The sequence below is a fragment of the Flavobacterium sp. genome (genome assembly GCF_052437795.1).
Taxonomy (GTDB): domain Bacteria; phylum Bacteroidota; class Bacteroidia; order Flavobacteriales; family Flavobacteriaceae; genus Flavobacterium.
The window spans coordinates 131,269-154,849 of the sequence record NZ_JBQVPA010000004.1 but is presented as its reverse complement, the minus strand read 5'-3'; the positions used below and the strand labels follow the sequence as shown (position 1 = coordinate 154,849).

The 23,581-nt window shown below is 43.9% G+C and carries 22 protein-coding genes and 3 tRNA genes; 12 read left to right on the top strand and 13 right to left on the bottom strand.

Translation table 11 applies throughout. The features are described from left to right. Positions 1–42 precede the first annotated feature (42 nt). The 4 genes from proS (at position 43) to rpsT (ending at position 2,044) form a co-directional block, all read left to right on the top strand. Positions 43–1,515, top strand: coding sequence for a proline--tRNA ligase (gene proS / locus ACT6R0_RS13380; protein WP_444654345.1), 1,473 nt, complete (start codon positions 43–45; stop codon positions 1,513–1,515). A gap of 80 nt (positions 1,516–1,595) precedes the next feature. After that, positions 1,596–1,667: transfer RNA gene (locus ACT6R0_RS13375), tRNA-Glu, on the top strand. An 18-nt stretch (positions 1,668–1,685) separates the two neighbouring features. Beyond that, positions 1,686–1,757 (top strand) — tRNA-Glu (locus ACT6R0_RS13370). Between the two features lie 35 nt (positions 1,758–1,792). Further along, a complete protein-coding gene (rpsT, locus tag ACT6R0_RS13365) occupies positions 1,793–2,044 on the top strand; it encodes a 30S ribosomal protein S20 (protein ID WP_444654347.1) in 252 nt (83 codons plus the stop codon). A 286-nt stretch (positions 2,045–2,330) separates the two neighbouring features. Here the strand turns inward: rpsT and ACT6R0_RS13360 are convergent, their stop codons facing one another. Continuing rightward, entirely contained in the window at positions 2,331–2,762 is a 432-nt protein-coding gene (locus ACT6R0_RS13360) for a hypothetical protein (RefSeq protein WP_444654348.1), read from the bottom strand. A 371-nt stretch (positions 2,763–3,133) separates the two neighbouring features. On the opposite strand from ACT6R0_RS13360, the gene ACT6R0_RS13355 reads away from it, so the two are divergent. Next, positions 3,134–3,766, top strand: coding sequence for a class I SAM-dependent DNA methyltransferase (locus ACT6R0_RS13355; RefSeq protein ID WP_444654350.1), 633 nt, complete (start codon positions 3,134–3,136; stop codon positions 3,764–3,766). Here ACT6R0_RS13355 and ACT6R0_RS13350 read toward each other — a convergent pair. The 3 genes from ACT6R0_RS13350 to ACT6R0_RS13340 form a co-directional block, all read right to left on the bottom strand. After that, the gene (locus tag ACT6R0_RS13350; RefSeq protein WP_444654351.1) at positions 3,763–4,176 is read right to left on the bottom strand and encodes a hypothetical protein; all 414 of its coding nucleotides are present in this window, start codon (positions 4,174–4,176) and stop codon (positions 3,763–3,765) included. The two genes, ACT6R0_RS13355 and ACT6R0_RS13350, sit on opposite strands and share 4 nt — an antisense overlap. Positions 4,177–4,260: 84 nt before the next feature. Then, the gene (locus ACT6R0_RS13345) at positions 4,261–5,376 is read right to left on the bottom strand and encodes an AI-2E family transporter (RefSeq protein ID WP_444654353.1); all 1,116 of its coding nucleotides are present in this window, start codon (positions 5,374–5,376) and stop codon (positions 4,261–4,263) included. A gap of 68 nt (positions 5,377–5,444) precedes the next feature. Next, positions 5,445–6,005 carry a DUF6642 family protein gene (locus ACT6R0_RS13340; protein WP_444654355.1) on the bottom strand — a complete coding sequence of 187 codons (561 nt, stop codon included), beginning with the start codon at positions 6,003–6,005 and terminating at the stop codon, positions 5,445–5,447. Positions 6,006–6,093: 88 nt separating this feature from the next. Here ACT6R0_RS13340 and ACT6R0_RS13335 point away from each other — a divergent pair, with 88 nt between their 5' ends. After that, the gene (locus ACT6R0_RS13335; RefSeq protein WP_444654356.1) at positions 6,094–7,782 is read left to right on the top strand and encodes a pseudouridine synthase; all 1,689 of its coding nucleotides are present in this window, start codon (positions 6,094–6,096) and stop codon (positions 7,780–7,782) included. A gap of 143 nt (positions 7,783–7,925) precedes the next feature. Here the strand turns inward: ACT6R0_RS13335 and ACT6R0_RS13330 are convergent, their stop codons facing one another. Then, positions 7,926–8,363: a hypothetical protein gene (locus ACT6R0_RS13330; protein WP_444654358.1), complete on the bottom strand. Its 438-nt coding sequence runs from the start codon at positions 8,361–8,363 to the stop codon at positions 7,926–7,928. 89 nt (positions 8,364–8,452) lie between these two features. On the opposite strand from ACT6R0_RS13330, the gene ACT6R0_RS13325 reads away from it, so the two are divergent. Continuing rightward, on the top strand, positions 8,453–9,040 hold the full coding sequence (locus tag ACT6R0_RS13325; RefSeq protein WP_444654359.1) for a Crp/Fnr family transcriptional regulator: 588 nt from the start codon (positions 8,453–8,455) through the stop codon (positions 9,038–9,040). Between the two features lie 62 nt (positions 9,041–9,102). Next, on the top strand, positions 9,103–9,990 hold the full coding sequence (locus tag ACT6R0_RS13320; protein ID WP_444654361.1) for an SDR family oxidoreductase: 888 nt from the start codon (positions 9,103–9,105) through the stop codon (positions 9,988–9,990). Positions 9,991–10,043: 53 nt separating this feature from the next. Here the strand turns inward: ACT6R0_RS13320 and ACT6R0_RS13315 are convergent. The 6 genes from ACT6R0_RS13315 to ACT6R0_RS13290 all read right to left on the bottom strand — a co-directional run bounded on the left by ACT6R0_RS13315 (position 10,044) and on the right by ACT6R0_RS13290 (position 15,943). Continuing rightward, positions 10,044–10,118, bottom strand: a tRNA-Val gene (locus ACT6R0_RS13315). An 86-nt stretch (positions 10,119–10,204) separates the two neighbouring features. After that, a complete protein-coding gene (locus tag ACT6R0_RS13310) occupies positions 10,205–11,419 on the bottom strand; it encodes a bifunctional folylpolyglutamate synthase/dihydrofolate synthase (RefSeq protein WP_444654362.1) in 1,215 nt (404 codons plus the stop codon). Positions 11,420–11,470: 51 nt separating this feature from the next. Continuing rightward, entirely contained in the window at positions 11,471–12,697 is a 1,227-nt protein-coding gene (locus ACT6R0_RS13305) for a Glu/Leu/Phe/Val dehydrogenase dimerization domain-containing protein (protein WP_444654363.1), read from the bottom strand. A 68-nt stretch (positions 12,698–12,765) separates the two neighbouring features. Beyond that, positions 12,766–14,802, bottom strand: coding sequence for a tetratricopeptide repeat-containing sensor histidine kinase (locus ACT6R0_RS13300; RefSeq protein WP_444654364.1), 2,037 nt, complete (start codon positions 14,800–14,802; stop codon positions 12,766–12,768). A gap of 66 nt (positions 14,803–14,868) precedes the next feature. After that, positions 14,869–15,036 carry a hypothetical protein gene (locus tag ACT6R0_RS13295; protein ID WP_444654365.1) on the bottom strand — a complete coding sequence of 56 codons (168 nt, stop codon included), beginning with the start codon at positions 15,034–15,036 and terminating at the stop codon, positions 14,869–14,871. A gap of 181 nt (positions 15,037–15,217) precedes the next feature. After that, on the bottom strand, positions 15,218–15,943 hold the full coding sequence (locus ACT6R0_RS13290) for a LytR/AlgR family response regulator transcription factor (protein WP_444654366.1): 726 nt from the start codon (positions 15,941–15,943) through the stop codon (positions 15,218–15,220). 100 nt (positions 15,944–16,043) lie between these two features. On the opposite strand from ACT6R0_RS13290, the gene ACT6R0_RS13285 reads away from it, so the two are divergent. Then, positions 16,044–16,721, top strand: coding sequence for a response regulator (locus ACT6R0_RS13285; RefSeq protein WP_444654367.1), 678 nt, complete (start codon positions 16,044–16,046; stop codon positions 16,719–16,721). Here the strand turns inward: ACT6R0_RS13285 and ACT6R0_RS13280 are convergent. Beyond that, entirely contained in the window at positions 16,718–17,791 is a 1,074-nt protein-coding gene (locus ACT6R0_RS13280) for an anhydro-N-acetylmuramic acid kinase (protein WP_444654369.1), read from the bottom strand. The two genes, ACT6R0_RS13285 and ACT6R0_RS13280, sit on opposite strands and share 4 nt — an antisense overlap. 88 nt (positions 17,792–17,879) lie before the next feature. Between ACT6R0_RS13280 and ACT6R0_RS13275 the strand changes: the two genes are divergently transcribed. The 3 genes from ACT6R0_RS13275 (at position 17,880) to ACT6R0_RS13265 (ending at position 22,193) form a co-directional block, all read left to right on the top strand. After that, on the top strand, positions 17,880–19,022 hold the full coding sequence (locus ACT6R0_RS13275; RefSeq protein WP_444654371.1) for an acyl-CoA dehydrogenase: 1,143 nt from the start codon (positions 17,880–17,882) through the stop codon (positions 19,020–19,022). 372 nt (positions 19,023–19,394) lie between these two features. Continuing rightward, positions 19,395–19,724 (top strand): helix-turn-helix domain-containing protein, encoded by a 330-nt coding sequence (locus ACT6R0_RS13270; RefSeq protein ID WP_444654372.1) that lies wholly within the window; start codon positions 19,395–19,397, stop codon positions 19,722–19,724. A gap of 63 nt (positions 19,725–19,787) precedes the next feature. Then, a complete protein-coding gene (locus ACT6R0_RS13265) occupies positions 19,788–22,193 on the top strand; it encodes an ATP-binding response regulator (RefSeq protein WP_444654374.1) in 2,406 nt (801 codons plus the stop codon). Here the strand turns inward: ACT6R0_RS13265 and ACT6R0_RS13260 are convergent. Beyond that, entirely contained in the window at positions 22,190–23,527 is a 1,338-nt protein-coding gene (locus ACT6R0_RS13260; RefSeq protein WP_444654375.1) for a sigma-54-dependent transcriptional regulator, read from the bottom strand. The genes ACT6R0_RS13265 and ACT6R0_RS13260 overlap by 4 nt on opposite strands. Between the last annotated feature and the right edge of the window lie 54 nt (positions 23,528–23,581).

The window sequence follows — 23,581 nt, the reverse complement described above, 5'->3', positions numbered from 1 at the left end:
TTTTTAATAAATATAAACAATTTTTGTGCCAAAAAAGTAACGATGAGTAAGAATTTAACGAAGCGCGCAGAAGATTATTCCAAATGGTATAATGAACTGGTGGTAAAAGCGGACCTTGCCGAAAATTCGGGGGTTAGGGGTTGCATGGTGATCAAGCCTTACGGCTATGCGATCTGGGAGAAAATGCAGGCAGAACTGGACAGGATGTTTAAAGAAACAGGCCACCAAAACGCATATTTCCCGCTGTTCATACCCAAGTCATACTTCAGCAAAGAGGCGAGCCACGTAGATGGCTTTGCCAAAGAGTGTGCCGTAGTTACTCATTACAGGCTAAGAACAGGCGAGGACGGCAAGATCGAGGTTGATCCGGATGCAAAACTTGAAGAAGAGCTCATCGTGCGCCCAACATCTGAAACCATTATATGGGATACCTACCGTGGCTGGATCCAATCGTACCGCGACCTGCCATTACTAATAAACCAATGGGCCAACGTAGTGCGTTGGGAAATGCGTACCCGTTTATTCCTGCGCACGGCTGAATTCCTATGGCAGGAAGGGCATACCGCGCACGCTACACAAACGGAAGCTATTGCGGAAGCCGAACAAATGATGAACGTATATGCCGACTTTGCCGAGAACTTCATGGCGATACCGGTCATAAAAGGCGTTAAGAGCGCTAATGAGCGTTTTGCGGGTGCTATCGAGACCTATTGTATCGAGGCACTCATGCAGGACGGCAAGGCACTTCAGGCAGGTACATCACATTTCCTTGGGCAGAACTTTGCCAAAGCGTTCGATGTGAAGTTTGCCAACCAGGAAGGTAAGCAGGAATATGTATGGGCTACTTCATGGGGGGTTTCTACCCGACTGATGGGTGCGCTTGTTATGACGCACTCGGATGATAATGGGTTGGTGCTGCCTCCTAACCTGGCGCCTATACAAGTGGTTATCGTGCCTATCTATAAAGGCGATGAGCAGCTTGCGGTGATCTCTGAGGAAGCGAAGCAACTTATGGCAAGGCTAAGGAAGCTGGGCATCTCTGTAAAATATGATGACAGGACCACACACAAGCCTGGCTGGAAATTCAATGAGTATGAATTGAAAGGTGTTCCTGTGCGTGTTGCCATTGGGCCAAACGACCTTGCCAATGGTACTTTTGAGGTAGCCAGGAGGGACGACCTTACAAAAGAGACTGTATTGAGTGCCGATATCGTTAGCTATATCAGTGACCTTTTGGAAGAAATGCAAAAGAACCTGTTCGTGAAAGCATTGAACTACAGGGAGGAGCATATTACTGAGGTAAATTCGTTCGATGAATTCAAGGATGTGCTAGACAATAAGGCCGGATTCATATCGGCACATTGGGATGGTACGCCTGCTACTGAGGAAAAGATAAAAGAGCTTACAAAAGCTACCATCCGCTGCATACCACTGGATAGGAAAGAAGAAGCCGGAACCTGTGTGTTTACAGGCGCTCCGTCTGTAGGGAGGGTGCTTTTTGCAAGAGCATATTAATTTTTTTAATTTTTTTTTGTTTAGCTCTTGTAGAAGTGAAAAATAGTTGTATTTTTGCATCCGCATTAGAGAAACAAAATGGCCCGTTCGTCTATCGGTTAGGACTTCAGATTTTCATTCTGGCAAGAGGGGTTCGACTCCCCTACGGGCTACAAATTTCAAAGGACAATGGTCCGTTCGTCTAGGGGTTAGGACGCCAGGTTTTCATCCTGGTAACAGGGGTTCGATTCCCCTACGGACTACAAAAAAGAATAATAAGACACTAAGTTAAGAAAAAATGGCAAATCATAAGTCAGCTTTAAAGAGGATCAGGACAAACGAAAAGAAAAGGGTGCTGAACAAGTATCAGCATAAAACAACGCGTAATGCTATCAAGGCAATACGTATCGCTACTGATAAGAATGAAGCTTCAGCAAAACTTTCTTCAGTTATATCTATGATCGACAAACTGGCGAAGAAAAATATCATTCACGCCAACAAGGCTTCTAACCTGAAGTCAAAACTTACAAGGCACGTAGCGGCTCTTTAATAAGGACCCTGCACAAAATATAGTAAAGCTTCCGATAGTCGGGAGCTTTTTTTGTTTTGTGAAATGTTATAAGATTTTTGGAATAAACTATAACACATCAGAAAGAAATGTTGATACATTTATCAGGTGAAGAGTGTGGACTACTTTTTCATAATATTACATTAGTTTATAAACTATCTAAATCCTCCCTAACACCTTGGGAGGATTTTTATTTTGAGGGTCTCCATTAAATAAAAAAGCCTTTTTACATCTGTAAAAAGGCTTTTCGGTCAATACTGGCTATGTATTAAATGGTAAACCAATATGTTCCGTTAAATATTAATATGAAACCTTTAGAAGTAGTACCTCCAAATTCATTAAACGTTGAGGTTCCGTAGTTAAATCCGCCATCCCTTATGAATTTTCCATTTGGACTGATCGTTGCTGACGTACTTTCGCTAAAGAAGTATATCGTTTGCCCTGCAGGTGGATTTGGAGGTAAAAGTACGCTATGATTGCCTGTTAAGTAAACAAACTGGTTGGATGTACTCAATGTTGTTCCGCTTGAACTTATTGTTGTTACTGGGAGTGGCCCTTGTGAAGGAGCTGCCCACTGCCCATCACCCCTCAGGTAAGTTGTGGACGACGCTGTACCTCCTGCACTGATGTTCGAAGTAGCAACAGCGCCGTCAGTTATTGTTGTAACGCCTGCTGATGTAATGGTTACATCCCCCGACATTGTTGCCGGTGCCTGTGGTGAGAACGGAGATCCGCCTGTAAGGTATACCTGCCCTGCGGCAGTGCCATTTGCAAATCTGGTCCAGCTACTCCAGTTGCTCCGTTGGTCCTGTTAATCCTAATGGCCCTGCGGGTCCAGCTACTCCAGTTACTCCCGTTGGTCCTGTTGATCCTATAGGGATCTTGACAACTCTCAAAAGAGGTATATTGACGGAATCTTTCATTTTTCACTGACCAATATTTAAGTCCATATATTAAGTATCTTACCGTGAATTTGGCGGTGACCGCTTCTGTGAAAAATATGAAGATCAAAATGTAGGGCGAGCATCTTCCATAAATGCATGTTTTATATTTTTGATAAAAAACTACGGTATGCAAAACAATACACAGCTCGTAAAAAATGTATTCAATAAAAATGCGGACCTGTATCAGGAAAAGTATATGGATGTAGCCATGTACGCCACATCTATCGACCTGTTCTGCAAATGCCTTCCAACTGATGGATCTGTATTGGAACTGGCTTGTGGACCGGGTAATATTACACGGTATATGTTGGACAAATGTCCGGGGCTTAAAATACTGGGTACCGACATTGCCGAGAATATGATCGCCCTTGCAAAGCAAAATTGCCCAGAAGCAGCTTTTGAGTTGTTGGACTGCCGTGAAATAGATAAACTGAACAGGAAGTTCAATGGCATGATGATAGGATTTGTATTTCCGTACTTGTCCAGGGAAGAATGTATACAGGTTATTGCCGATTCTGCAAAGTTGCTGGAACCCAATGGCGTTATCTATCTCAGTACGATGGAAGATAATTATGTTACATCAGGGTGGAGGACTTCTTCAAAAGGGGATAAAGTATACATGTACAACCATGAAGAGGGCTATCTTACGAAGGCTCTAAAAGACAATGGTTTTGAAATTACCGATATGCAGCGAAAAGTATATGACGGTTGGGATGGAAAGCCGGTGACCGACCTGATACTTATCGGTGTGCTAAATTAATGTATGCTGTCAGTGGCTTCTTTTTCGTCGGGCTCAACGCTTTTCTTCATCACCTCTATTTCTGTTTTTTCTTTTTTGATGGCCTGGCGTAAAAATGCGAAGATGCTCATATAGGCATTGGCAGTAAAAACCAGTGCGAACCCTGCAATGAGGTAACCGCGCCAGTCATCGATCAGGAGTTTAAATCCGGTCAATACCAGAAAGAAAATAGTAACGTAATGACTAAAACAGTATTCGCAGGTAAAAAGATAAAAGAATTTGCGCTCCAGTATGCTTTTGCCACACTTGCTGCGGCCCACGCAATACTCTCTCGGCTCACGGAATACTTCTTCGTGGGTAACCGTCCAGGCAACGCACGATATGGGTATCGCGAGTACAAATAGCCAAAAAAGCTGTTCGGTCATTTCCATAGTCGTCAGGTATGATGAATAAATTTACGGCTATATTCTGTTACGGATCCGTTAAACCATTTTAAATTAAGGTATTTTTCACATTTAAGCCTCCGGTGTGGCTTGCGGTTTTTCGGGCCTTTTTTTACGCCATTGGAAATTCCTGGGCAGGTCATCGCCTAAAAGGTATCCCCACGGTTCGAGCGAATCGATCCGGTCAAAGATCACCTTTATGATGGCCATGATGGGGATGGCCAGGAACATTCCGGAGATGCCACCAAGTATTCCGCCAATGATGATCCCTACAATGGATGCTATGGCATTGATCTCTACCTTCGAGCTTACGATCATAGGTACCAACAGGTTGTTGTCTATAAGTTGTACAACAACGTTCACCACTATTATCCCAACGATTATCGAAAGATCTGTAGTACCGGTAAGGGATGCTACAATGGTAAGTATGCCAGCGATCAGGATCCCAATGTACGGGATCAGGTTTAGCAGCCCGGTGATCACCCCAAGGAGTATGGCATATTTCATCCCGATGATCATCAGGCCTACTGAAGTAAGTACTGATACGATCACAAATTCGATCATCAGCCCTATAATGTAGCTTTGTACCGATACTTTAATAGTAGCGAGTATCTGCTGCAGCTTTTCATGATGTTTTTCGTTAAACAGCTTGCAGAGGAATTTGATAAAGTGGTTGCGGTACAGTAATATTAGGAAAATATATATGGGTATGAGCACCAGGTTCATCATAGTATCGGAAAAAGATACGAGAGTAGTGCTTACCATGCTGGTACCGGAATCAAGCGAACTGTCGGCTGCCTTACTGATGAGTTGTTCCTGCTGGTCCCTGTCAAGCTCAAAAGTATCCTTTACATACGCCTGGAGGTTATGGTAATGCTGCATGAGGTTGGTTTTCATGGTGTTCCAGTCGTTGGCCATTTCAACTACCTGTATAGATATGAAATAAAAGATCCCGCCTATGAATACTACAAATAAAACCACCGTAAGCAGGCAGGCAAGCACGTGCGGCATTTTCATTTTCTTTTCCATGAAGTTTGCGACCGGCCGCAGCAATATGGCAAATAGCAACGCCATTAATAAGGGGACAATAACCGACTGGCCTAAGTAAAGCAGGGCGGTTACCGATACGATTATGAATAGGATCAGGGCAAATTTTGCGTAAAATGGGAATTGTACAGTTTGTTTCATAGGTATGTGGATATCAGATCAAATATACCTTAAAACAAAACAGATATTGTAAATAAACCCTTAAAAGATCAGTAGTATAACCTGAGATCAAGAAGCTTGCAAAGGGCATAATGCTTACGGTGGAGTTCTTCTACGATCTCGATCACATCATCTTCATCTTCAAACAGGCTGAAAAAGGCTTTGTCGAGGCTGCTGCTGGTGATCTTGCCAAACTCGGCACCGTATCCGGAAATGGCCTTTGCACACGTAACATCTAAAAAGTATTGCGCTTCTTCAGGTGTCAGGTCAAGTACTTTAGCATTGGCGAAATGAATGATCTTACCTTTCATCCTGCCCTCAAAAATTTCCGCCACCTCCTCTATGCTGTAATAGTGACCGTTAAGGCAAATGATATTCTTTTCGCCTTGCATTACAAGATAGATGATCTCGTAGTTCCTGAAATCATGGTCATTATACAGCAGCGCGTTAAGGCTGTCTACCATGCCTTCAATAGTATCGCAGGTTTGGTAAATGCTCCCAACGCTCTGTTCCCAGGCAAGCTGTTGCAGGTTAGTGTAGGTTTCGGTCACTACTTCACTTTCAACATCGGCTACGGCCTCAAGGCAAAAGATAAATTTATCATCGTTCATAGATCCCAAAAATAATGCGTTAAATTATATTATTGCGATTTACTGCAAAAGAAATATCCACTACTTTCGCAGTCTTAAAAAATTACTCTTGCCCTACGACAGTCAAAATAAGGTCACTTACTTTTCGGAAACATCCGTAAAGGGGATCGCCCTGCCTGAACGGTTTACCTTCCCGTTTTATTATGAGCCGCACCCATTGGCTGAAATTGCTGCGGATGAGCTAAAGCATTATTTAGTAACGCGATCGGGCCTTGACCATAATTTTGGGATCATAGCTGAAGCAGAAGGCCTGGTGATAGGAAAAATGTTCGGTGTGCTGGTGGTGCAGGATGCTGATGGGAAGCTGGGATATCTTTCCGGATTTTCGGGTAAGCTGGCAGGGTCCAATGACCATCCGGGTTTTGTGCCGCCGGTTTTTGACATGCTTGAAGAGAACAGTTTTTTCCTGAAGGAGCAATACATCCTTAACAGCATCAATGACAGGGTAAGTGAGATCGGATCGGATGAGGATTACAAAACACTGAAGCAGGAATTTAAGCGTTTAACCGATGTTTCCGAAGCAGAACTTGCCGCGCTTAAAGCCAAACTAAAAAGGAATAAAGAAGACCGAAAAAAGCTTAGGGAAGAGGAGCAGCCATTTCTAAATGAAAAGCACTTTGCCCGCCTGGAAGCTTATCTTGTGCGGCATAGCCTGAATGACAGGCACCAGTCGAGAATGCTTTCGGCCTATTGGAAACAGCAGCTTGACGAAGTGCGATCACCACTTGAAGCATTCGATACAGAAATTGAAAGCCTGAAAAGGGAACGCGCGGAGAAGTCGGCCGCACTGCAGCAGCAGCTTTTTGAGCAGTATGTGTTCCTGAATAAAGATAAAAAAGAGAAAAGTCTTCAGGACATATTCAGTCCAACTGTTTTTGGAAAGCCGCCCGCGGCAGCGGGGGAGTGCGCCACGCCCAAATTATTACAATATGCCTTTCTGCATGGATATAAGCCCTTGGCAATGGCCGAATTCTGGTGGGGTGCGCCACCAAAGTCGGAAGTGCGCAGGCACGGCCAGTTTTACCCTGCCTGTACAGGCAAATGCAAGCCTATCCTCGCGCACATGCTTGAAGGGATGGAACTGGATGATGACCCGTTCTTGCTGAATAGGGGAGAAGGCAAAGAGCTGGAGATCGTATATGAAGATGATAGTTTTGTGGTGGTGAACAAACCTGCTGAGTTGCTTTCGGTGCCGGGAATACAGGTGTATGATTCGGTATATGCACGACTCAAAGGCATGTGGGGCGGTATCGAGCCTCTCATCATCCACAGGCTGGACATGTCAACATCGGGGCTTTTAGTTGTTGCCAAAGTAAAGGATGTACACGAACACATACAAAAGCAATTCCTGAAGCGCACCGTTACAAAAAGATATACAGCATTGCTCTCGAAGCGTATTGATGGAAAAGAGGGCGAGATAAGTCTGCCCTTACGTGGCGATCTTGACAACAGGCCACGGCAATTGGTTTGCTTTGAATTCGGGAAACCGGCTGTAACAAAATGGAAGGTCGTTGAACGCAATGAAACCACAACAAAAGTCCACTTTTGGCCATTGACCGGCCGTACACACCAATTGCGCATGCACGCCGCCCACGAACTGGGACTGAACGCACCCATTGTAGGAGATGACCTTTACGGCACCACGGCCGAGAGGCTGCACCTGCATGCCGCTTTCCTTAGATTCACACATCCGGTGACGGGGGAAGTTGTAAAATTTGAAGTGAAAGAGGATTTTTAGTTTTTGCCGGTATCGGCAAAAATGTCCCTGTTTTAGCCAAATTTCATCAATTGTTACCGATAATGTTAATTGCGCTTCCGGAAACTAAACCATAAAAAATGCCCCGACAAGAGCCGGGGCATTTCATAAGTTTTTAAACGATATTAATAAGGCAGGTCGAACTTACCGTTTGTTAGCGTAAGTGTTTCATCTACATCGCCATTATCATTATACGATTCTACTGTAGCGCCAAAAGTACCTTTAAGCCTGTTCTCAGTATTTACTTCAACATTGCTGGTAGTATTTTCACCTTCCCAGTAGATCGTGTTGTCTTTCACGTACTGTACGTAAAATACATAGCCATCACCTGTGTAGCCCAGGTCGGTTTCAAAAGAAAGTATTTCTGAATGGTTCGTGCTCATCGCTACAACATATACCCTTTGGCCTTCCAGCTCAACCTCTACATTGCTGAATTTTTTAAGGGTACCGTTTACTTTTACAGAAAGGGGAGCATTGGATCCGCCTGAGCTGCTTGAATCGTCGTCAGAACATGATGTGAGCATTGCCGCGCATGCCGCAGCGAAAAAGAATATTTTTTTCATGTGTATAAGTTAGTTTGGCGCAAATCTATCAATTCATTTCAAGATAGCAATATGATCTGCGTAAAAAAAAATATCAATATTTTTGCATAATGCACACGGAATTTGAACAATACCTTAAAAGCCAGGCAAAGCTTGATGAAGATGCTATAAAAGCTGTGATCTGCATGGCAACGCACCGATCTTTGGCTAAAAATGGGTTGCTTTTACAGTCAGGCGAAATATGCCGCCATAAGGTATTTATCCTTAACGGGATGTTGCGCAGCTCTGTAATTACGGCAAATGGCAGTGAACATATCCTGCAGTTCTCTCCTGAAAATACTTGGACACTGGACGTTGAAAGCTACGATAAGGAAATACCTTCTGCGGTAAACATCTGTGCTGTGGAGCCAACGGAGGTACTACTTTGGAAAAAAGCTGATTTCCAAAACTTGTTGTCCGAAATTCCGGGCTTAAAAAACTTTTCACAACAGCTTATATCCCGGAATATCTATTACAGCCGCCAACGCATTGCCACTGTACTGGGAGGTACGCCCGAAGAAAAGTACGATGATTTCATACGTACTTTCCCGGGCCTTATGATGCGCCTGCCCTTGCGCATGATAGCTTCCTACCTTGGTATATCTCTGAAAACCCTTACCCGGATCCGTCACGCACAATTACACCATGAGGCAAAATAGCGTCATATGACCACATTTTCCTTTTCTCTTTTTCAGTGATTTGCACTATAAAATTAATTTATATGCGAGTATTTGTAACTGGAGCCTCGGGATTTGTAGGCTTTTCGATCGTGAATGAATTATTGTCTAATGGCCACAGTGTATCAGGATTGGTACGGACTGAAGCCGGTTTTCAAAATCTGGAAGCTGTGGGTGCCAAGGCGCTGCTGGGCGATATCAATGATATTGGCCTCATTACTAGATGTGCCGTTGAGTGTGATGCGGTGATCCACACGGCTTTTAACCACGACTTTTCAAAATTTAAAGAAAGCTGTGAAGCCGACCGTCGCGTTATTGAAGCTTTGGGCGATGCAATGGCAGGTACGGTAAAGCCTTTGATCATTACTTCGGGGATCGGGATACTCAGTTATGGTCGTGTAGTGAATGAAAATGACGTGCTGAATGTTGGCCCGGATACTGTACCCAGGGCTGCGACAGAAGAAGCGGCTGTAGTAGCTGCTGCCAAAGGTGCCAACGTGTATGTAGTACGCCTTCCGCCTTCGGTGCATGGGGCGGGGGAACATGGCTTTGTGCCAATGATAATAGAAATGTCAAAGGATAAAGGACGGTCAGCTTATATTGGCGATGGACAAAACTGCTGGCCGGCAGTACACTGTCTTGATGCCGCAAAAGTATATTGCCGTATCGCAGAACTTAAGCCTATGCAAAAAGTCTTCCACGCTGTGGCAGAGAAAGGCATCCCATTTGTTGAGATCGCAGAAAAAATAAGTACCCGGTTAAATTTGCCCTTAGCTAACCTTGCCGTTGCGGATGCCGAAAAGCATTTCACATGGTTTACACATTTTGCAATGATGGATTGTGCTTCGGAGAACATGATAACCCGCGAGACACTCGGCTGGGAACCTGTACAGATCGGACTGCTTGAAGATATGGAGCGGAATTATTTTTAAGATGCATTTAAAATAAAAAAACCTTCAGTCGGAACTGAAGGTTTTAATTTTTGTGGGCGATGAGGGATTCGAACCCCCGACCCTCTCGGTGTAAACGAGATGCTCTGAACCAACTGAGCTAATCGCCCCAATATGTTTTGCAATGCCGTTAGTGCCGTATTGCGAGTGCAAATATAGCGCGATTTTTGGTATTTGCAAACATTAAATTAAAAAATCATAAAATTTCTGCTACAACAAAGGTGCTTCCGCCAATGTAAATAAAGTCGCTGTCAGACGCTTTCGCCAAAGCTTCTTCATAAGCTGCTGCAACCGAATTATATACATTTCCATTAAGTCCATGGCGAAGCGCCGCTCCCTGCAAAAGTTTTTCATCCAGGCCGCGCGGCACATTGGGCTTACAGAAATAATAAGCTGCATTTTTCGGGAAAAGCGGCAGAATGTCGTCCAGGTCTTTGTCATTCACAACACCCAAAACAATGCGGAGCGTGTCAAATTCCTGCTTCTCCAGTTGGGCCATGACAATTTTAAGTCCGTGGCCGTTGTGGGCGGTATCGGCTATAGCGACAGGTTTGGAATGAACCTGCTGCCACCTGCCTTTAAAACCTGTGTTACGCATTACGTTCAGTAAGCCATTTTCAATGTTATGCCGACTTACGGGAAATTTATCCCGTACCACGTCAAGGGTCTTAAGCACTGTTCTCCGGTTTTGGACCTGGTAATCGCCAACGAGGTCGGAAGGAATATCTGCGATAACTTCATCTGAAGCAAAATAGACAGGAGAGGAGCCGGCTTTGGCTTTCTCTAAAAATACGGGCTTCGTTTCTGGGATGTATTCTCCGATCACTACAGGTATCCCGGGCTTGATGATGCCTGCTTTTTCACCGGCGATATCCTGTAATGTATTCCCCAAAAACTGCGTATGGTCCATGCCGATGTTGGTTATCACCGATACGATTGGTGTAATGATATTGGTCGAATCGAGCCTGCCACCCATACCAACTTCTATTATTGCAATGTCTACACCTTCAGAAACAAAATAGTCGAAGGCGAGGCCGACGGTCATTTCAAAAAAACTGAGTTCCTGCGCTTCAAAAAATGCTTTGTTTTTGTTAATAAAATTTACCACAGATGCTTCCGTTATGTCCTGCCCGTTTATTTTTATCCGCTCCCTGAAGTCTTTCAGGTGTGGTGAGGTGTACAAGCCGGTTTTGTATCCCGCCTCCTGTAGTATAGAGGCCAGCATATTGGACGTTGATCCTTTACCATTGGTTCCTGCCACGTGTATAGCCTTGATCTTCCGTTCCGGATCGCCGAGGTGCTTTGCGAGCAGCAGCGTATTGGTTAGGTCTTTTTTATAGGCCGAAGCGCCCTGCATCTGGTACATGGGGAGGCGGCCAAACATCCATTGTAGCGTTTCTTTATAGTCCATAATTAAAAAATGGCAGGGGATCCCTGCCATTAAAAATACTATTTTATATCGTTATACCAATTGCTTCAGGGCAATTTCAAATGCTGTAGCACTTATTCCGGTCTTAGAGCTGTTTTGCGCATGCACGTTTTTGATGGCCTTGCCAATTATCGCCGATGTATCGCTGAAAATAGCATCATCGGTCATGCTCACTTTTTTCTCCATGAAGTAGGCAAATACCCTTGCCATTCCACAGTTCGATATAAAGTCGGGGATAAGGCTTACCTTGCTGTCGGTGGCTTCCATAATTGGTCCGAAGAAGATCTCCTTATCCGCAAAAGGAACGTTTGCACCACATGATATCACTTCCAGCCCGGCCGCGATCATGTTGTCGATCTGGTCTTTGGTTACCAGTCTTGAGGCAGCACACGGTGTGAATATTTCAGCACCTACATTCCATATTTCCCGGTTGATCTGCTCGAACGGCATCATGTTACCGGCTACCAGCTTGTTACCGTCTTTATTAAGGAACAATTGTTTGATCTCTTCAAAGGTGAAGCCGTCTTTATTGATAAGCCCACCATCACGGTCGATGATACCCACCACTTTCGCACCCATTTCGGCAAGGTAGAACGCCGCGGCCGAACCTACATTGCCAAAGCCTTGTACAATTGCTTTCTTACCTTTTATATCACCACCGTAAATGGTATAAAAATGACGTACAGCTTCTGCCACACCGTATCCGGTTATCATGTCGGCAACAGTATATTTGCTGTTCACATCGGGCGAAAAGGCAGGGTTCTCTATTACTTTTACAACACCTTGGCGCAACTGGCCAATGCGGTTGATCTTGTCGGCCTCGCTGGGCTTAAAGTGTCCGTTGAAAACACCCTCCTGCGGATGCCATACGCCGCATTCTTCGGTCATCGGTATTACTTCGTGTATCTCATCTACGTTGAGGTCGCCCCCTGTTCCATAATAGCTTTTAAGAAGGGGTGAGACCGCTTTATACCACCTTTGTAGTACGCCTTCCTTGCGGGGGTCGGCCGGGTCAAAGTTGATCCCTGACTTGGCGCCGCCAATTGCCGGGCCGGATACAGAGAACTTCACCTCCATGGTTTTTGCAAGCGAAAGTACCTCGTTCATGTCAAGTCCCTTGCGCATCCTGGTACCACCGCCCGCAGCGCCGCCGCGAAGCGAGTTGATCACCGTCCAGCCTTCTGCTTCGGTTTCGGTATCCTTCCAGTTAAATATGATCTCAGGTTGTTTATTTTCGAATTTACTTAGTAAATCTTTCATTTGTTGTGTTTTTATAAATTGGCACAAATATATAAAAACAATATATGAGAATTCTGTATTTTTTGTTTTTATGCCAATGGGAAAACCACTTCAATAACCGACCCTTTTCCTATTTCTGAGTTGATGGTAAGGATGCCTTTCAGGGCATCGGCGCGCTTGCGCAGGTTTCTCAGGCCTATGCCTCCTTTTGCTTTTTCAGGTTCAAAGCCAATGCCGTTGTCCGTAACAATAACAGTCAGGTTGTTTTCTTTCTGTATGATCTCTACCCCGGCATGTTGTGCCTGCGAGTATTTATTAATGTTTTGCAATGCCTCCTGTATGATCCTGTAAATATTCACTTTATAGGTGTTGGTAATGGCATCCCAATCTATAGTGGGGTCTATCTCGGCATCAAAACCTGTATTAAAGTTATTTTTTTGGGAGGTGATCATAAAGCGCAATATAGTACCGAAATCCTTTCCCTGGATAAAGATGTCATTGCGGCTCAGGTCATGCGATACAGCACGAATTTCACTTTCCACATTTTGAAGCTCTTTTATGTATTCCTTCCGTTTGATCACGGATCCTTCATCAGCCTTTTTGTTTATGAACTCCAGGTTGAGCCGCACGGCATAGATGTTATTGAGGATACCGTCGTGAAGCTCCATCGCGATCCTTGTTTTCTCCTCGGTACGGGCCGACTCAATATTCGACTGCTGCTCAAACATCAGCTGGTATATTTCCTCGCTGGCTTTTTGCTGTTCCTGTATCATGAGGAGTTCCTTGTTGCGGGAGTTGAGGTAGTAAATGATGAAGATAGCCGCGACAAAAAGCAGTATGATTATCGAAGCTCCTATTATATACGTGTTCTTTTTGGCAAGTGCTTCCTTTTCATCCAGCAATTTATCGGTTTCATATTCAAAGCGGGCAAATTTTTCCCGGTTGGCCTTAATGGCATTTTGCATTTTTTCATTCAAACTGATATACTGCTCAGAATAGAAAGCACCATCTTTTTTATCAATTTCGGATAATAATTTAGAGCTTGTAAGTATTTCATCATTGCTGCCAATTTGTTTTGCATCATTGTAAGCCCTTTTAAGATGACTTATTGCAAGGGCCATGTTGTTCTTAGATGCATAATACTCACCCAGGTTAATGTGGCTTGCCACAATGCCTGGCCTGTCTTTAATACTCTCCCTGATCTTCAGTGAATTGTAAAACATTTGCGGGAGGCCGGAATAATTACCCGACCTAAATTGCGCGTAAGCAAGGTTACTTTGAAGTTTGGCATATAATGCGGGCAATGTTGATCTTATCTGATCGCTGGCAAGCGCTTCCCGATAAATCTTTATAGCAGCGGCATAGTCCTGTTCTTTTACGTAAACATGCCCCAGGTTGTTGTAGCAGGAGGCCCGAAAGTTTGATATTGTTTCTTCAGGATAGCCCTCTTTAGCAAGATCATCCAGTTGGTTCAGGGCCTTCCTGTAATATTTTATGGCTTCCGGGAAGTTGTTTTGGCCAAGTAATGCGCTCCCTATAAGATTGTTGCATTTATGGAGGTCGATCGTGCTTCCTTTTTCTTCAAGCAACCTCAGTGCTTTTATCGCCTGGCTTTCACATTGTACATATTCGCCAATGTCATAATATATATACGCTTTACTGAGCCCTATTTCACCAAGCAGGCTCTTGTCTTTGATCTCTATGTAAAGTTTCTCTGCCTGTGCGTAATAAAAAAAAGCGCTGTCATTATGATTTTTTTCAGAATGGGATATTCCTAAAAAATAGGAAGCTTTGGCCATAGTTAATGAATCCTTCGAGTCAACACCCATATCAAATACCTTGTGGCTTGTGCTTAAGGATTTGTTGTAAAGGTCCAGGTCATAATAGGCTACTGTAGCCCGCCGATAAAAAAAACGAGTAACAGAATCATTGTCGAATTTTGAAAAAATAGTGTATGCCGAGTCTATGCTCGCTTCGCGTTCTTTATGGCTGAGAGCCGAATTTTCTCCGCGCTCAAATAATTTTTCGATAGCATTTTGCGATTCCTCGTCTTTCGCAGGATGTCCGCAGGAGAAAATCCCCAGGCAAAATAATAATGCGATAGTATATGATAGGTGTCTGTACAAAATTTTTGAGGCACAGGTGTTTGACCTGTGCCTCAAAAATAATATTTTTTTATGTGATGTGCTAAATTATGGCTTAGGAGTAGTTGGTTTTGGTATTGATATGTTGCCATTGCCCGGTTCTGATATTGCATTATCTGCAGATGTGTCTGTAAGTGCGCTGTCATCAGTAGAGCAAGAAACGAAAGTTGTACTTAGTGCAGCAATAAGAGCGATGGTAAGGATAAATTTTTTCATGGTAGTAAAGTGTTTTTATAGATGTCTTAGTAATGAATTTCTATTTTAGAATAACCGTTGCTGTTATTTCTGAAGCAAAAGTACTATGAAAAAAAAGTTAATCACTATGATACACAGGCTGTTTAGTGAATGGTGCCCGTATACGAGTAACTAGACCGATTTGAAGGGTAAATGACGTATTTTATAAATACTCGGGTGCGATCCTGCGGATAATGGTATCGATATTATCCTTAAAAGTTTTGGAGAAGGAGATGGACAGATCACTGTTATTAAGGTAACAAAGCGATTTTCCGGTATTTATCCTGGAAATGTAGTTGCTGTTCACAATATAGCTGTTGTGTACCCTCAAAAAGAAGAATGGCAGGCTGGCCTCATAATGCTTAAGTGTTTTATAAGCCGTAACGGTCCTGCCGTTTTGAAGATGGAAATCGGTCGTATTATTGTCAGCTTTCAGGTATACCACATCGCTAAGGCAAATAAACTGGTAGTCGCCATAAGATTTTATGCAAATGGTGTTACTGGCTGCAGCCGGATCTGTTTTTTGGAACTTCAGCAGGCTTTTCCTTAGCTCAAAAGTGCTCAGCGGCTTTAATAAATAATCAGATACTCCCGCCTTAATGGCTTCAAATGCAAATTTTGGTGTTGCAGTGTGTACAATAAAATAGGGGAGTGTATCAATAAATTGGTAAAGTTCCGTTATTATACCAAGGCAGAGGCCACTTTTTTTTGATGAAGGGTTAATTTCCAGGAAAACGATCTGGGGCTGGAGCTCCAAAATCTTGTTAATGGCTTCATCGCAGGTTGCTGCAACGCCAACGCAATAGTACTCCGGGAAACCTTCAAACAAGCGGAGGGTTTCCTGTACATGCGACGTGTTGTCGTCAACTATCAGGTACGAATGCTGCACATCAAAATGTTAAAATAAATTTGTTGCAAGATAAATATTTTAAATTGTGTTCCTGCTCTGTAATCCAAAATTTTGTTAAATTTGTAAATATTATTGTTTTATGCACGAGGATCTGAATATTTTAATTGTCGATGACCACCCGATGACGGTCAATGGATATATAAATGTCCTGTCCGAAGAAAAATTTGAAGGTTACGAACTTAGTTTTACAAGGGCGCTGGATTGTAAGCAGGCTTATGACCATATCACAGAGGCTAAAGACAGTGGCAAGCCTTTCGATATCGCCTACCTTGACCTGAGCCTTCCGCCTTATGCCGAAAAGAATATATTTTCAGGCATGGACCTCGGCAAATTGTTGCGGGAGGCAACCCCGGACTGCATCATTATTATCCTGACCATGCATAGCGAGGCTTCGCTAATAGACCGTCTTATAAAAGAGATCAACCCGCAAGGCATCCTATGCAAAAGTGATATAGACATTGATGAGTTCCTAAATGCCTTTAAGATCGTTTTTGCGGGGAATACTTACCTGAGCAGCAAAATCGTGAAGTCTTTAAAGGATAAGGTTTTTGATAATTACAACCTTGATTCCTACGACAAGCAGATCTTAATGCGCCTGACAGAAGGTATTCTGACAGCCAATATACCCAACTATATCCCGCTTTCTTTAAAAGATATAGAAGAACGGAAAGCACGCATGAAAAACATTCTCATGCAGGGCCGGGGTGGTAACGATCAGGAACTTATAGAGGCAATAAAAAAAATAGGCATTCTTTAGGGCATGAATATCATCCCGGAGCTGTGGTCTTGATAAGCACCGGTCACACTTCCAAGAACATTAACATCGCCCCTCATTTTTAAGACACCTAAAAAACCGAAGATCAATGCTTCTTTAAATTGAATGGTTTTATCATCAGGCACATAAATATCTGTTTGGGGCAGGAGTGTTTTCAAGCTGTTAATAAGGAATGTGTTGTATGCTCCGCCGCCGGTTACAAGCGATCCGCCAGTTTCGCCATTATCTTTTATTATCCGGGCTATCTGTCGGGCAATATGCTCTGTAAATGTGCGTAATTTGTCTTGGTCCGTGTACTTATGCTTTTCCATAAGTGGGAGCACTATTCCTTTTACGAATTCAAAGCCAAGCGATCTGGGGTATGGCTGTGAATAAAAAGGCAGGCTTTCAAGTTCTTCCATAAGTTCGGGGATCATATTTCCTGCGGCAGCTATGGCGCCGCCATCATCATAGTCCATTCCCAGCCTGTTGGCGTAAAAATTGAGTACGGTATTTACCGGGCAAATGTCAAAAGCTACCCTTTGGCCGCCATCTTCGAATGATATATTGGAGAAGCCACCCAAATTCAGGCAGTACCTGTATCCATTAAAAAGCAGCCTGTCGCCTATAGGTACCAGCGGAGCCCCCTGGCCGCCCAGTTTTACATCCTGGACCCTGTAGTCGCATATTACTTTTTGTCGGGTAAGGGTTGCGATCTCCGGCAGGTTGCCTATCTGGAGCGTAAAACCCTCATGGGGGCGGTGTTGTATGGTATGCCCGTGCGAGCATATAGCTTCAAGTCCTTCTATGTTATACGCTGCTATAAACTCATTGATGATGCCTGACAATAATAAGGTATACTCCTTGTTAAGTATATCAAGTGCAGGAGTGTCATGATCCACGGCCTCTTTCAGGCGCGTTACCCATTCATTACTATAAGGAATGGTTGCGGCTTCCTTTATTTCGAACGACCATTTTCCCTCAATTTCTTTAAATAGTAAATGTGCCAGATCCACGCCATCAAGCGAAGTTCCCGACATTACTCCTAAAACGTTATAGTTTTCCTCTTCCATGGGCTAAAATTAAGTAATGATATTGAAAAATTCACATTAAATAATTACATTTGGGCGCACATAAAACAAAAAAAATAATTTAGTAATTATGGATTTTAAACTTACTGAAGAGCATCTGATGATCCAGAAGGCAGCGCGTGATTTTGCGCAAAACGAATTGCTTCCGGGTGTTATAGAACGAGATGAAAAGCAATCATTCCCTGCCGAGCAGATCAAAAAGATGGGCGAATTGGGCTTCCTTGGTATGATGGTAGACCCTAAGTATGGCGGAAGCGGACTCGATACCATTTCGTATGTACTGGCAATGGAAGAGATCTCTAAAATAGATGCGTCGGCTTCAGTTGTTATGTCTGTAAATAACTCATTGGTATGCTGGGGCCTTCAAACCTTTGGTACCGAAGAACAAAAGCAAAAATACCTTACCCGCTTAGCCACAGGTGAGATAATAGGCGCTTTCTGCCTTAGTGAGCCCGAAGCGGGCAGTGATGCTACATCGCAAAGGACCACGGCAATAGACATGGGAGACCATTATTTGCTGAACGGTACAAAAAACTGGATAACCAATGGCAGCACTGCCGAAGTATACCTTGTTATTGCCCAAACCGATGTTGAAAAAAGGCATAAAGGCATCAATGCACTTATTGTAGAGAAAGGCATGCCGGGCTTTGAGATAGGGGCAAAAGAACAAAAGCTGGGTATCCGCGGGAGCGACACGCATTCACTGATGTTCACCGATGTGAAGGTACCTAAAGAGAACAGGATAGGCGAGGATGGCTTTGGCTTTAAGTTTGCCATGAAAACACTTGCCGGCGGAAGGATAGGTATCGCATCGCAGGCTTTGGGCATCGCAGCCGGTGCTTATGAACTTGCGCTTAAATATTCCAAAGAGCGCAAGGCCTTTGGTACAGAAATTTGTAACCACCAGGCCATCGCGTTCAAGCTGGCCGACATGGCAGTAAGCATAGAGGCGGCACGCCACCTGTGCATGAAAGCTGCCTGGGATAAGGATAACGGCAATAACTACGACCTTAGCGGCGCCATGGCCAAGCTTTATGCTTCGCAGGTGGCAATGGATACTACGATAGAAGCTGTACAGGTACACGGGGGTAATGGCTACGTAAAAGAGTATCACGTAGAAAGGCTTATGCGGGACGCAAAGATCACGCAGATCTATGAAGGAACATCGGAGATACAAAAAATAGTTATTTCGAGATCGATCATCTCACAATAATAATACTGACCCACGCCAACAGCGTGGGTTTTTTATTGTATGCGGCTCAGCACAAGGAGGTTTTCCCGTAATTCAAATTTTAATTATTAAAAAATAACTATATATGTATTTTTTATCTGTCGTTTTGGCGGTAAAAAAATACATTATGTCGATTAATTTATTTTTAGGTTTTTTAGTTAGATACTTTTATTAATTTTATGAAAAATTACTGAAATCAATATTGTACTAGAGCTTTTATTAAGTTCGACAATAAAGGATAACGTTGGTTTTTAAACCAAAATAGTATCCGGTTTTTGAACTTTTGACTTTAGTACGGTAATTAAAATTTACATAGTTCTGCAACAACTATATTCACTAAAAAAACTTACTAAAATGAATGTGATCGGACAACGTATCAAAAATCTCAGGGAGGAGAAAGGAATAACGCAAGAAGCTATGGCTCTTCATCTGGATGTTACCCAAAGCAACTATGGGCGACTGGAAAAAGATGACAGGAGGCTTAATGTTGTCAAACTTTTAAAGATCGTAAGGATACTTGATGTTAACATATCATATATCTTCAATGAAACAATGAGCGCCGACGGAAGCGGATTTAGCAGCTCTAACAAGGAAGTTTATGACATTTTAGTAGAAAGCCTCACTTCAGAGATCCAGCACCTAAAAGATGAAATTAACTTTTTGCGTGTTATGGTAAGAAGCTAACATCGCTATACTTTAACTTTTTTTTGTACCGGTTTTATTACGATAATGTAGTAGCTTTATCGTATGGTACAAAAACCAAGAGCTGTAAAATATAAAGTAATTGCCGGTTATGTACTGCTGTTTGGCGCAGCGGTATTATCGGTCTGGTTCCTTTATAACGAGATCATTAAGATAGCCATACCTGCACGAGCGGCCAACGATAATGAAAATATCGTAAGGATAAGCAACACTATTGCCGACCTGTATGCTTCCGAAGCCATAGGCAGGGGTGCCATACTATCGGGCAAGGCAGCAGATCATAACCGATACATTACTTTTATAGACAGCATTGCCCGCGAGATAGATGCAGTTAAAGGCAGTGCCGAAGCCTCACAGGTCCCTAAATTTGATTCCATCCAAATGCTTTTGGCACGAAAAAAACAAAGCATTGAGGAGATAAGGCAGTACCGCGAAAAATATGGAAAAAATCCGCTGAACGTTGCCATAGACGGTATTTATTCAGCAAAGGATTCTGTGTGGGACAAAACCAAGCCCGTGCGCTCCAGAAAGCAATATGACGCAAGGCAGCTGGTATACTCGGCACTCCCAAAAAAAATGCTCGATTCACTGAGCAAGCTCCAGGTCTCCAACGATTCGCTCGCCCTGGTATTTGATAAAGTACTCTCTAACGTCATTGAGCGGAGCAGGAAAGTGAACTACGGACTGGCTCAGCGGGAACAAAGGCTTTTGGATGAGAACCGTATGCTCTCAGACAGGCTGCGGACACTTCTTACATCTGTAGAAAAAGAATTCCTCGAAAAATCATATGCAAAGATCGAAGAGTCCCGGAACTCAATTTCGGCCACTGTAAAAAAGATGGCTTGGGTGGGGGCGATAACTCTGTTCTTTTTTATTGTCTTTGCCTGGATCATCATAAGGGACCTTACTTCTAATCAAAATTATCGCCGTCAGCTGGAACTGCTCAACCACGAGAATGAAGAGTTACTCCGTACCAAGACCATGCTGATGGCAGCGGTAACCCATGACCTGCAAACACCGCTTGGAAGCATCATCGGATTTCATGACCTTATCAGAGATTCGGGCGTAACCACGAGGCAGGGACAATACCTTGGGAATATCAAACAATCTGCCGACTACATCCTGAAACTGGTAAACGACCTGCTCGATTTTTCGCGGCTCGAGAATAATCGCTTTGCCATTGAGCTATCATCGTTTAATGTCAGGAATATTATTGAGGGGACCTGCATGGCGCTTTCGCCAATGGCACAAAAAAAGAATATCGAGCTCAATTGGGACATAGACGACAGGCTCGACCGTAACTACATAGCTGATCCGTATCGTATAAAGCAGGTGCTGACAAACCTTATAAGTAATGCTGTTAAATTCACGAGCGATGGATCGGTAGAAGTTACTGCGAAGATAGAAGGTTTCGATATACTCATTTCGGTGCTCGATACCGGCATAGGCATTGCCCCAGACAAGCATGATGAAGTATTCAGGGAATTTACTCAGGCCCATGCCGGTATCGAAAAGAAGTTTGGGGGGACCGGCCTGGGGCTTACGATCTCAAAACGCATTATTGAATTGCTCGGGGGGACCATTACCCTTGAAAGCGCCGAGGGGCAGGGCTCCATATTTATCATCTCCATACCATGCATTGCGGGCAAAAATGAAGCGTCTGCCACCAGCCCTGCTGTTGCTGAAAAAAAAGTATCTTCATTGAAAGACAAGCGTATCCTGGTCGTAGACGACGACAGCACACAGCTAACATTAATGAAAGAGTTGCTGGGCAGCCATGCGGCATACGTGCGTACAGAGATCAATCCTTCTGCAATTATCCCTGCGTTGGAAAAAGACAGGTTCGATATTGTATTGACCGATATCCAAATGCCTTCGATGGATGGTTTCGAAGTACTTGCGGCAATACGGCAGCATGCCGATCCGTCTGTAAATATGTTGCCTGTTATTGCATTATCCGGCAGGCGGGACCTTACTGAAGATGATTTCCTGGGCAGGGGCTTTACGGCACACCACCCTAAGCCCATACAGTTGGATGAGCTTCTTGAACTCCTTAAAAGGCTCTTTGGAGAAAAAATGCAGCTGAAGCCAAAAACGGAAGTCCGTGTTACTCAAGGCAAGTTATACAGCCTGGAAAGCCTTTCGCAATTTACCAACAACGACCCCGACTCATTGAGGACGATAATACTTACATTTACAGCGAGTGCCAAAAGCAATTGTGAAGAACTTGTTAGTGCGGCATCGAATAGCGACGGGCGCCAATTGGCAGAGACCGCCCACAGGATGATACCAATGCTGAAGCAGATGGAAGTGAATGAGATAGCCGCGCTACTTCTTCCGTTGGAAGACAGGCCTATGGATATCGACTGGTCACAAATGCCCGGGTATGTACAGGTTATTTGCGAAAAAATGGATCTGCTGTGCCGTGCCCTTGAAAAAGAGGTGGCCTAAAGCTCAATGTTGTAAAGCTTCAGCTTGTTGTAGAGTGTCTTTCGGTCAATGTCCAATAGTATTGCGGCTTTCGATTTGTTGTAGTTGGCTTTTTCCAGTGCATGCCTTATGGCTTCTTCCTCATTGCTTTTGGAGTATCCTGACAATGAGCCTTCGGTTTTTGAAGCCTCCAGCATTTCGTGGGGCAGTACGTCAATATGTATAATTTCTGATCTTTCCAGTAGCACGGATCTCTTGATAATGTTCTTCATTTCACGCAGGTTGCCGGGCCAGCCGTAGTTTTTGAACAGCGAGGTAACTTCGTCATCAAAGCCTTCAATGTCTTTTTCAAGATCATCGTTGGCTTGGGCCAAAAAGTGGTTGGCAAATACCATAATGTCCTGTTTGCGTTCGGCAAGGCGGGGTACTTTTATGCAGAACTCATTAAGCCTGTGGTACAGGTCTTCCCTGAAGTCGCCACGCTTTACTGCTTCTGCCAGGTCTTCGTTGGTAGCGGCCACCACACGTATGTCTACTGTTATTTCATTATTGCTGCCTACGGGTTTTATCTTGCGTTCCTGCAAAGCCCTTAGCAACTGTACCTGTACTTCGTAGCTTAGGTTGCCCACTTCGTCTAAAAATAGCGTACCACCGTTCGCGGCTTCAAAGTGGCCGGTCTTGTCATTTATGGCCCCGGTGAATGAACCTTTCAGGTGCCCGAAGAATTCGCTCGATGCCAGCTCTTTGGGTATGGCGCCGCAATCTACCGCGATATACGGATGTGCTGCCCTTTTGCTTTGCGAATGGATGGAGTGCGCAATGTGTTCTTTACCTGTGCCGCTGTCGCCGATGATGAGTACCGACATATTGGTCGGCGCTACAAGATCGATGTGCTCCTGGAGCCTCATGGCATCGCCGCTGATTCCTTTTACAAATGGAAGCGTCTTTTGGTTGGCTGAAGTCTTTTTGGTTTCAGTTGGTTTTCCGCCCGGTCTTTTTTGTAATGCCATCCCAATGGTGTGGAGTATCTCATCGGGGTTAATGGGTTTGCCTACATAGTCGAACGCGCCCTGCTTCATGGCGTTCACAGCTGTCTTGATGTCTGTATATCCTGTCATCAGTATCACCTGCGTTTCCATCGAGCTTTCTTTTGCTGTTCTAAGCACATCCAGCCCGTCGCTGTCCGGCAGCCTGATGTCAGTAAGTACAACATCAAAAGTTTGTGATCTTAGGGCTTCTTCCGCTTCACGGGCCGTAAATGCATTAAATGCTTCAAAACCTTTCTTTTGCAGAAAAGTCTTAAGCATTACGCAAAAAGCGGTATCATCGTCTACGACCAGTATTTTGGGAATCATTAGCTAATGGAATAAATACAAAAGTAAGTGATCTGTGCCTTGTATAATGTTAAG

Coding starts and splice junctions, on each gene's coding strand:
- proS (WP_444654345.1), top strand. CDS start 43: ATGAGTAAGAATTTAACGAAGCGCGCAGAAGATTATTCCAAATGGTAT.
- rpsT (WP_444654347.1), top strand. CDS start 1,793: ATGGCAAATCATAAGTCAGCTTTAAAGAGGATCAGGACAAACGAAAAG.
- ACT6R0_RS13360 (WP_444654348.1), bottom strand. CDS start 2,762: ATGTCGGGGGATGTAACCATTACATCAGCAGGCGTTACAACAATAACT.
- ACT6R0_RS13355 (WP_444654350.1), top strand. CDS start 3,134: ATGCAAAACAATACACAGCTCGTAAAAAATGTATTCAATAAAAATGCG.
- ACT6R0_RS13350 (WP_444654351.1), bottom strand. CDS start 4,176: ATGGAAATGACCGAACAGCTTTTTTGGCTATTTGTACTCGCGATACCC.
- ACT6R0_RS13345 (WP_444654353.1), bottom strand. CDS start 5,376: ATGAAACAAACTGTACAATTCCCATTTTACGCAAAATTTGCCCTGATC.
- ACT6R0_RS13340 (WP_444654355.1), bottom strand. CDS start 6,005: ATGAACGATGATAAATTTATCTTTTGCCTTGAGGCCGTAGCCGATGTT.
- ACT6R0_RS13330 (WP_444654358.1), bottom strand. CDS start 8,363: ATGAAAAAAATATTCTTTTTCGCTGCGGCATGCGCGGCAATGCTCACA.
- ACT6R0_RS13325 (WP_444654359.1), top strand. CDS start 8,453: ATGCACACGGAATTTGAACAATACCTTAAAAGCCAGGCAAAGCTTGAT.
- ACT6R0_RS13320 (WP_444654361.1), top strand. CDS start 9,103: ATGCGAGTATTTGTAACTGGAGCCTCGGGATTTGTAGGCTTTTCGATC.
- ACT6R0_RS13310 (WP_444654362.1), bottom strand. CDS start 11,419: ATGGACTATAAAGAAACGCTACAATGGATGTTTGGCCGCCTCCCCATG.
- ACT6R0_RS13305 (WP_444654363.1), bottom strand. CDS start 12,697: ATGAAAGATTTACTAAGTAAATTCGAAAATAAACAACCTGAGATCATA.
- ACT6R0_RS13295 (WP_444654365.1), bottom strand. CDS start 15,036: ATGAAAAAATTTATCCTTACCATCGCTCTTATTGCTGCACTAAGTACA.
- ACT6R0_RS13285 (WP_444654367.1), top strand. CDS start 16,044: ATGCACGAGGATCTGAATATTTTAATTGTCGATGACCACCCGATGACG.
- ACT6R0_RS13280 (WP_444654369.1), bottom strand. CDS start 17,791: ATGGAAGAGGAAAACTATAACGTTTTAGGAGTAATGTCGGGAACTTCG.
- ACT6R0_RS13275 (WP_444654371.1), top strand. CDS start 17,880: ATGGATTTTAAACTTACTGAAGAGCATCTGATGATCCAGAAGGCAGCG.
- ACT6R0_RS13270 (WP_444654372.1), top strand. CDS start 19,395: ATGAATGTGATCGGACAACGTATCAAAAATCTCAGGGAGGAGAAAGGA.
- ACT6R0_RS13265 (WP_444654374.1), top strand. CDS start 19,788: ATGGTACAAAAACCAAGAGCTGTAAAATATAAAGTAATTGCCGGTTAT.
- ACT6R0_RS13260 (WP_444654375.1), bottom strand. CDS start 23,527: ATGATTCCCAAAATACTGGTCGTAGACGATGATACCGCTTTTTGCGTA.